Origin of the sequence: Cognatilysobacter lacus (assembly GCF_008274655.1) — a bacterium.
GTDB lineage: Bacteria > Pseudomonadota > Gammaproteobacteria > Xanthomonadales > Xanthomonadaceae > Cognatilysobacter > Cognatilysobacter lacus.
Window position 1 is genome coordinate 1 of the sequence record NZ_VTRV01000154.1, and the last position, 6367, is coordinate 6367.

The following is a 6367-nucleotide window of genomic DNA, read 5'->3' on the forward strand; positions in this document are numbered from 1 at the left end:
TGCGGTGCTTATCGCTGGGGCCTAACAATTCGTCCAAGCCGACGCCGCTTCGCGGCGCGGCTTAACTCAGGTGTTAGGCCCCAGAGCCAGCTTGCCGCCAGCCGATGTCACACAGAACTTTCTACATTCCGGAACACATGGACGGCTTTGAGCTTTGCCATCCTGTGGACAGCGCTAACTTCCTACGGATCCAGGAGGCAATCGCTGGAGAAAACCCCACCTCGCAGTGGTCTCCTATGCCGGTGCATTTAATTGGCAGAGACAACGCCAAGAGCCTCACGCGCTCGTCCGCCCCGTCGCTGGGCGCCTTTTTACTGGTCCTGCGGCCCGAAGTTGTGCTCGCCATGGGCGATATCCTGAGCACGTCATCTGAGCTACTAACTCTGCGCGCCCCTGCACTTACGCTCTTCCTGATCAACCCGAAAGCCACCCTGGATGTTCTAGATCCGGAGCGTTCGGAAGTTGTCAGGTTCGCGAGCGGCCGCCTAATGCGGGTTACAAAGTGGGTCTTGAAAGGAACGGCACTGCCGGAGTGCGACGTGTTCAAGGTCGCCGGGTTTCGCGTAAGTCCTCCGGTCGTTAGCGAGCGGTTTGTGCAGCGTTGGCAGGAATGCGGGTTCCAAGGTCTAGAATTCAGGCAGCTAGAGCATGCCGTAGCTGGGGCCTAACAATTCGTCCAAGCCGACGCCGCTTCGCGACGCGGCTTAACTCAGGTGTTAGCGCCCACGCCGGGATGCTCTGCGGTAGTCGGGCGACTCGCTTTTCGAAATATTTTTGCTTACGGCCACATTGGTTTGCAGGTTCATAGCTGCAAGCTCGCGCTGCTCCGCATTTGTCGGCAGTCGGCGTTGAGCGAATGGCAGCGCCAACTTGCCGGCCAGCATGGTCCGGCAGCGTCACCGCCCTCGCCTCTCGGCGCGCCTCCGGCGCCCCGCTCCCTCTTTCTCGCGGTCCGGCCCTCCGTGGCACACTTTGGCCACGTGGAGCAGCGCACCAAGGCATCCGGGCTGCGTGGGCTCTAACAATTCGTTCAAGCCGACCCCGCTTCGTTACGGCTTTGCAGTGGCAGGAAAAGCTTGCCACTGCAAAGCCTCCACTACGCAGGTCGGCTTAACTCAGGTGTTAGGGGGCTGAATGAAGTTTCTTGCGGTGTGCGGAATCGTAGCTGCGCTCGCGCCCTTGTCGGCGCACGCTGTCTGCGCAATCGAGCCGCTAGAGCCCGAACTTCGCGCGGCCAGCGTCGTGTACGTTGGCACAGTCATACGCTCAGAGCTGGCCCGTGACTTGCCTACGGCGGCGGCTGCCGAAAAGCCCGCTCAGCGCCGCACAGAAATCCGTCACATCGTTAAGCCAGAATTTGCCCTCAAGGGTGATCCGTCGTTGGCGTCGGAGGTCATTTCGGCCTGGCAATACAACCCTCCCACGTCCAAGAGCGTCGTAGAGTTCGCCGAGCTGTCCCGAGTCACGCCGGGGGATACGCTACTAGTCGTGGCTCGTGCGGGGGAGCCCACGTACTTGAGCCTATGCACCCCCACTCGCGAGTGGAACCTAGAAACAGCGAAGGTGGTTCGCGCGGTCTTCCCGCCAGCCCCCTAACAATTCGTCCAAGCCGACGCCGCTTCGCGGCGCGGCTTAACTCAGGTGTTAGGCCTTGGGTGAGACATGGTTGATATCTTGAACATCGTTTTTATGCTCGGCGCCCTCGTTATGCTGGCGGTGTACATCATGTACTTCACCGCTCTGCATCACTTCGGCCGTTCACTGCAAGCGGCACATCCGCAACTCTATGCGCGCTTCTCTGGGGTTCGCGGCAGTGTCTTTGCGAGAAACTATGCTGCGCTGCAGGCGATCCGGCAGAATCCCGCGATCGTCGCGGAGTTGCAGCCGTCAGTTGCCGCCGAAATGCGAGACACGTACAAGTACCTAGTAATTGGTGTTAGCTGTTTCATGGTTGTGCTGTTCGCGGGCCTAGGTAGCAGCCTTATCGCCAAGGCCTAACAATTCGTCCAAGCCGACGCCGCTTCGCGGCGCGGCTTAACTCAGGTGTTAGGCCCCACACGAGGATTGATCGCTATGAAGAGACCAAAAACTCTTATCGCGGCGCTCTTGCTGCTAGCGGCGGCCCATGTTTACGGCATCGTGCAGATTGCGCCGCTGATCGCGGGCAGCGCGCCCGAAGTAGCGCCGCTCCTTCCGGCTGTTGTCACTGCCGGGGTATACGTCTTCCTTTTGGGGCTGCTGGGGCTTGCCGCACTCGGTCGGGACTGGGCGCGCTTTCTTGGTGCGGTCATTGCGCTGCTGGCCCTGCTGGAGAATGCGCCGCACGTCCTGTCGTTTGGCCCGTTGGCACTTGCTTGGTTCGCCGCAAAGGCATTCGGTCTCGCACTTCTTTACGCACCGCCGAGCAACCGGTGGTTCCGGCAGGTGGGGCCTAACAATTCGTCCAAGCCGACGCCGCTTCGCGGCGCGGCTTAACTCAGGTGTTAGGCCCCGTAATGCGGGTTCAGTGCGCTGTGCGCAGGTTGCGATAACAACGCACGTCGTGGTTCCACCCCTCGCGTTCGGTCGCGGCCCCTGGCTTACGTCATCGTTGCCGCCAAACCGTGTATCGCCTTCGGGCGGCTGCTCCGTCCAGGTTCGCTCGCACCCGTAAGCTCTTCCCGTCGTAACATGCGGGCAACCGTCGGGTCCCGCTCGTGCAGTCCACGCCGGGCCGGGGCCTAACAATTCGTCCAAGCCGACGCCGCTTCGCGGCGCGGCTTAACTCAGGTGTTAGGCCCCGTATTGCATGTTCAAGGCGGCGTGCGCAGATTGCGAATCGCATGCGCCGTGCGGCGCCAATCCGGCTTTGTCGCTGCGACTCTGCGGCCGCACGCTCTCCCCGCCTTCGGCGGCAACGGAGGCTTCGGCATCAGATCTCGAACGAGCCGCTGCAAACGCTTCGTGGGGCCGGACCTCTCGGCTCTGCTGGCCCGTGTGGTCGCACCTGCCGTAGCATCGGCTGCAGGTGTTGGCTCCTCCCCGTGCAGTACCTCGCCAGGGCCGGGGCCTAACAATTCGTCCAAGCCGACGCCGCTTCGCGGCGCGGCTTAACTCAGGTGTTATGCGCCAGATTATTTTCGTCGCGGTCGCAGCTGCCCTAACAAGCTGTGCAAACGCCCGGGGCATGTGTGGCCTTCAGGAGCAGCCTGAGTGGCGCCAGCTTCGCAGGGCTCCGCGCGAAGCCGAAAGTCTCGTCTCACTGTTGCCGAGTGAGGGGCACTTTGGCTGGTCCTTCAATCGCAATCACCACTACTGGTTTTCGCGCCCGGACGGGGCTTTCCTACTCTGCCGGCAGAACCCGGCACAACTCGGTAATCTCGGCCGCTGTGGCAGTGACGGCTGGAGTTTTACGCGCTCCTCCGCTGCTTGGGTAGCGCATCCGGAATGGGAGAGCATGTGCACGGAGTAATCGGCTCGGCGCATAACAATTCGTCCAAGCCGACGCCGCTTCGCGGCACGGCTTAACTCAGGTGTTAGGCCTTGTAGGAGAGTTCATGGCGCGGCGTCGACTTCTTGTTGCGATCATCGTCGGCGGTCTCGTGGGCGGCGCGCTCGACCTGCTCTTTGCCGTCTCTTTCGCCGCGTACAACGGCGCTGCGCCTTCCAAGGTGTTCCAGGCAATCGCCAGCGGACTTCTCGGAACGTCTGCGCAGGCTGGCGGGAGCCGCGTCCAGGCCTTGGGCATTGCTTGTCACTTCGCACTGTCCGTTGGTTGGGCTGCAGCGTTCGCGGTGTTGGCATCCCGCCTTCCACGCCTTCGCCATAACAGGCTGCTCGCGGCGGTGTTGTTCGGCCTCCTGGTCTTTCTTTCCATGCGGCTCGTGGTGCTTCCACTGTCGGCCTATCCGAGGCCGGTAACGTTTAAGCCACTCTCCACCGCCCTCGATCTTTTGTCCCACATGTTCCTGTTTGCTGGGCCCATCGTGGTAATGGTTAGTCGCGCCATTACCGGTCCAAGGCCTAACAATTCGTCCAAGCCGACGCCGCTTCGCGGCGCGGCTTAACTCAGGTGTTAGAGCCCTCCGGAATGGTCACAGCATCCGACTTTCGCGATAAGAGCATTGCCAGCTTGTTGGTCGCTTACGACTGGGAAACCTCGGCCCATCTGGCTGAGCTCACCGTACGCAGCGGCGACGGTGAACAATGCTGCTTCCGCCTAGTGGGTCTGAGCGAATGGAGCGCTTATGAGGACTTCGCGGCTCAGCACATCGAGCAGTGCACGCTTGTGGCAGACACTACGGGCTGGTATCTGAGTCTTGACCCGCATCAAGAGGGCCTGCCCTCACCGCAGGACAACCTGTGGTTCCGTTTCGCGTCTATGGAGCCGGGTTCGGGCTCTAACAATTCGTCCAAGCCGACGCCGCTTCGCGGCGCGGCTTAACTCAGGTGTTAGGCCACATTAGGAGACAACATCGAATGCGCGTTTCAACTGCGAGATTGGCCGTGGCTGCCGTAGCGTGCGGGCTGATCAGCTACGGGCTTCTGAACTGGTGGGCCCGACTGGTGTCGGTACCTGGGTGCATGACACCCTCTCCGGCGCCGGGACTCGACTGCGCCCAATCAGTACACATTTATTCCGCCTTTGGCTTCGCCGCGCTGGCGGTCGTTCTCCTCGTCACTGCCCTAGCGTTCGCCTTGCGCATGCGCGTGAAAGCTCGCAATGTGGCCTAACAATTCGTCCAAGCCGACGCCGCTTCGCGGCGCGGCTTAACTCAGGTGTTAGGCGGCATGAGAAAGTTCATCGCGCTCGCAGTTGTTCTGGCTGGTTGCTCGCCGATCGGTCCGGACAGCTCCGAACACGAAATCGAGGTCTTGTCCGTCGCCGCCTCTCCGGACAAATCTTCGTCTGCAGTCGCATACGCCGATATGGGTGGCGGAGCCGCCGGCTGGTGCTACGTGTGCGTAGATGTTGTGCCAGGCGAGTTCAAACCAGCCAATGCGCGGTGCGGGCACAAACAGCAGTGGTTCCGCTGCAGCACAGACGTAACGCTGAAGTGGCAGGGCCTGAAGCGCGTCGTCGCTACCTATAGCGGCGAGCCGGTGACCAGTGCGCCTGTGGCCGCACAGTCTGCAGCTACCTCGCCCGCTGTTAGCATTGTGTATGCGGTGGCAAGGTAATGCCGCCTAACAATTCGTCCAAGCCGACGCCGCTTCGCGGCGCGGCTTAACTCAGGTGTTAGGTGCCGCATGACACAAACGTCGCGCTTGCCGGTCATTGCATCGTTGCTCCTCGCGTGCCTCGCCGGACTTGGCGGTTGTTCAAGCCGTGCGGGCGGCGCCGATACCTACACGCTCTATCGCAGCTCCCTCGCCAAGGGCGTCAAGCGCGTTCATGTCGGCTCCTTCGATGCCGCGGACGGAGATGAATACAATCGCCAGAACTGCCAGCTCGCCGCCCAGCTCTTCCAAGGTCAGGCCGGCGTCGAGACGAAGTTCTGGTGTGAAAAGGGTGCCTACCATCAATAGTGCGGCACCTAACAATTCGTCCAAGCCGACGCCGCTTCGCGGCGCGGCTTAACTCAGGTGTTAGGCCCTACTTGGAGGGAATAATGATCAAGCGGATCCTGTTGCTGGCACTCGCGGCTCTCTTGTCGACACAAGCATTCGCGAACTGCAGGTCGACGCAGAACCAGATAGAGATGAATGAATGCTCCGCCGCGGACTTGGCGCAGGCCACACGTGAGATCAACCGAACCTACCAACAGTTGTTGGGTGAGCTCAACCCAGATCGGCGTGCTCGAATGCGAGCCGTTCAACTCCAATGGATCAAGTTCAAAGATCTGAACTGTGAGTTCGAAGCTTCCTACATGGAGGGAGGCTCCGCCGAGCCCATGCTCCGCAATAGCTGTCTCGCGGAAATGACTCGGTCGCGAAACAAGGACCTAAAAATATCACTTGAGCAGTACCGGCCGTAGTGCCTAACAATTCGTCCAAGCCGACGCCGCTTCGCGGCGCGGCTTAACTCAGGTGTTAGGCCCCGGGTTGGTAGGTTCAGAGCGTCGTGTGCAGGTCGTGGTTGTGTTGCGCCGTGCAGCGCTCGTCCGGCGTAGGCGAAGCAATCGGGCGCACGCAGGCTCAGTCCCGCCTTCGGCCGTGTCGATGAAGGTTCCGCGCCAGGTCCAGCAATTTCGCCTCAGCGCCTTCGGGCAGCAGCTGCGGTCAGCCGTTCTGGCGCCCGCAGTCTCACCTGCCGTAGCATCGCCGCAGGTGTTGGGTCTTACTCGTGCAGCGTTCACGCCGAGCCGGGGCCTAACAATTCGTCCAAGCCGACGCCGCTTCGCGGCGCGGCTTAACTCAGGTGTTAGGCCCCAGATGATGGTCATCG

The 6367-nt window shown here is 61.3% G+C and carries 8 protein-coding genes; all 8 read left to right on the forward strand.

Translation table 11 applies throughout. The annotated features are described in order from the left end of the window. The first annotated feature begins 137 nt into the window (after positions 1-137). The 8 genes from FW784_RS11740 to FW784_RS14935 all read left to right on the forward strand — a co-directional run bounded on the left by FW784_RS11740 (position 138) and on the right by FW784_RS14935 (position 5957). The gene (locus tag FW784_RS11740) at positions 138-668 is read left to right on the forward strand and encodes a hypothetical protein (RefSeq protein ID WP_149353527.1); all 531 of its coding nucleotides are present in this window, start codon (positions 138-140) and stop codon (positions 666-668) included. A gap of 994 nt (positions 669-1662) precedes the next feature. Beyond that, on the forward strand, positions 1663-1998 hold the full coding sequence (locus tag FW784_RS11745) for a hypothetical protein (RefSeq protein WP_149353528.1): 336 nt from the start codon (positions 1663-1665) through the stop codon (positions 1996-1998). A 75-nt stretch (positions 1999-2073) separates the two neighbouring features. After that, the gene (locus tag FW784_RS11750) at positions 2074-2475 is read left to right on the forward strand and encodes a hypothetical protein (RefSeq protein ID WP_149353529.1); all 402 of its coding nucleotides are present in this window, start codon (positions 2074-2076) and stop codon (positions 2473-2475) included. A gap of 1061 nt (positions 2476-3536) precedes the next feature. Further along, positions 3537-4046, forward strand: coding sequence for a hypothetical protein (locus FW784_RS11755; protein ID WP_149353530.1), 510 nt, complete (start codon positions 3537-3539; stop codon positions 4044-4046). A 23-nt stretch (positions 4047-4069) separates the two neighbouring features. Beyond that, complete coding sequence (locus tag FW784_RS11760) at positions 4070-4423, forward strand: hypothetical protein (RefSeq protein ID WP_149353531.1); 354 nt, start codon at positions 4070-4072, stop codon at positions 4421-4423. A gap of 347 nt (positions 4424-4770) precedes the next feature. After that, complete coding sequence (locus tag FW784_RS11765; RefSeq protein ID WP_149353532.1) at positions 4771-5160, forward strand: hypothetical protein; 390 nt, start codon at positions 4771-4773, stop codon at positions 5158-5160. A 69-nt stretch (positions 5161-5229) separates the two neighbouring features. Further along, the gene (locus FW784_RS11770) at positions 5230-5508 is read left to right on the forward strand and encodes a hypothetical protein (protein ID WP_149353533.1); all 279 of its coding nucleotides are present in this window, start codon (positions 5230-5232) and stop codon (positions 5506-5508) included. Positions 5509-5591: 83 nt separating this feature from the next. Continuing rightward, complete coding sequence (locus tag FW784_RS14935) at positions 5592-5957, forward strand: lysozyme inhibitor LprI family protein (protein WP_149353534.1); 366 nt, start codon at positions 5592-5594, stop codon at positions 5955-5957. The last annotated feature ends 410 nt before the right edge of the window (positions 5958-6367 follow it).

Excerpts from the sequence above, each read along its gene's own strand:
- FW784_RS11740 (WP_149353527.1), top strand. The coding sequence starts at position 138 with ATGGACGGCTTTGAGCTTTGCCATCCTGTGGACAGCGCTAACTTCCTA.
- FW784_RS11745 (WP_149353528.1), top strand. The coding sequence starts at position 1,663 with ATGGTTGATATCTTGAACATCGTTTTTATGCTCGGCGCCCTCGTTATG.
- FW784_RS11750 (WP_149353529.1), top strand. The coding sequence starts at position 2,074 with ATGAAGAGACCAAAAACTCTTATCGCGGCGCTCTTGCTGCTAGCGGCG.
- FW784_RS11755 (WP_149353530.1), top strand. The coding sequence starts at position 3,537 with ATGGCGCGGCGTCGACTTCTTGTTGCGATCATCGTCGGCGGTCTCGTG.
- FW784_RS11760 (WP_149353531.1), top strand. The coding sequence starts at position 4,070 with ATGGTCACAGCATCCGACTTTCGCGATAAGAGCATTGCCAGCTTGTTG.
- FW784_RS11765 (WP_149353532.1), top strand. The coding sequence starts at position 4,771 with ATGAGAAAGTTCATCGCGCTCGCAGTTGTTCTGGCTGGTTGCTCGCCG.
- FW784_RS11770 (WP_149353533.1), top strand. The coding sequence starts at position 5,230 with ATGACACAAACGTCGCGCTTGCCGGTCATTGCATCGTTGCTCCTCGCG.
- FW784_RS14935 (WP_149353534.1), top strand. The coding sequence starts at position 5,592 with ATGATCAAGCGGATCCTGTTGCTGGCACTCGCGGCTCTCTTGTCGACA.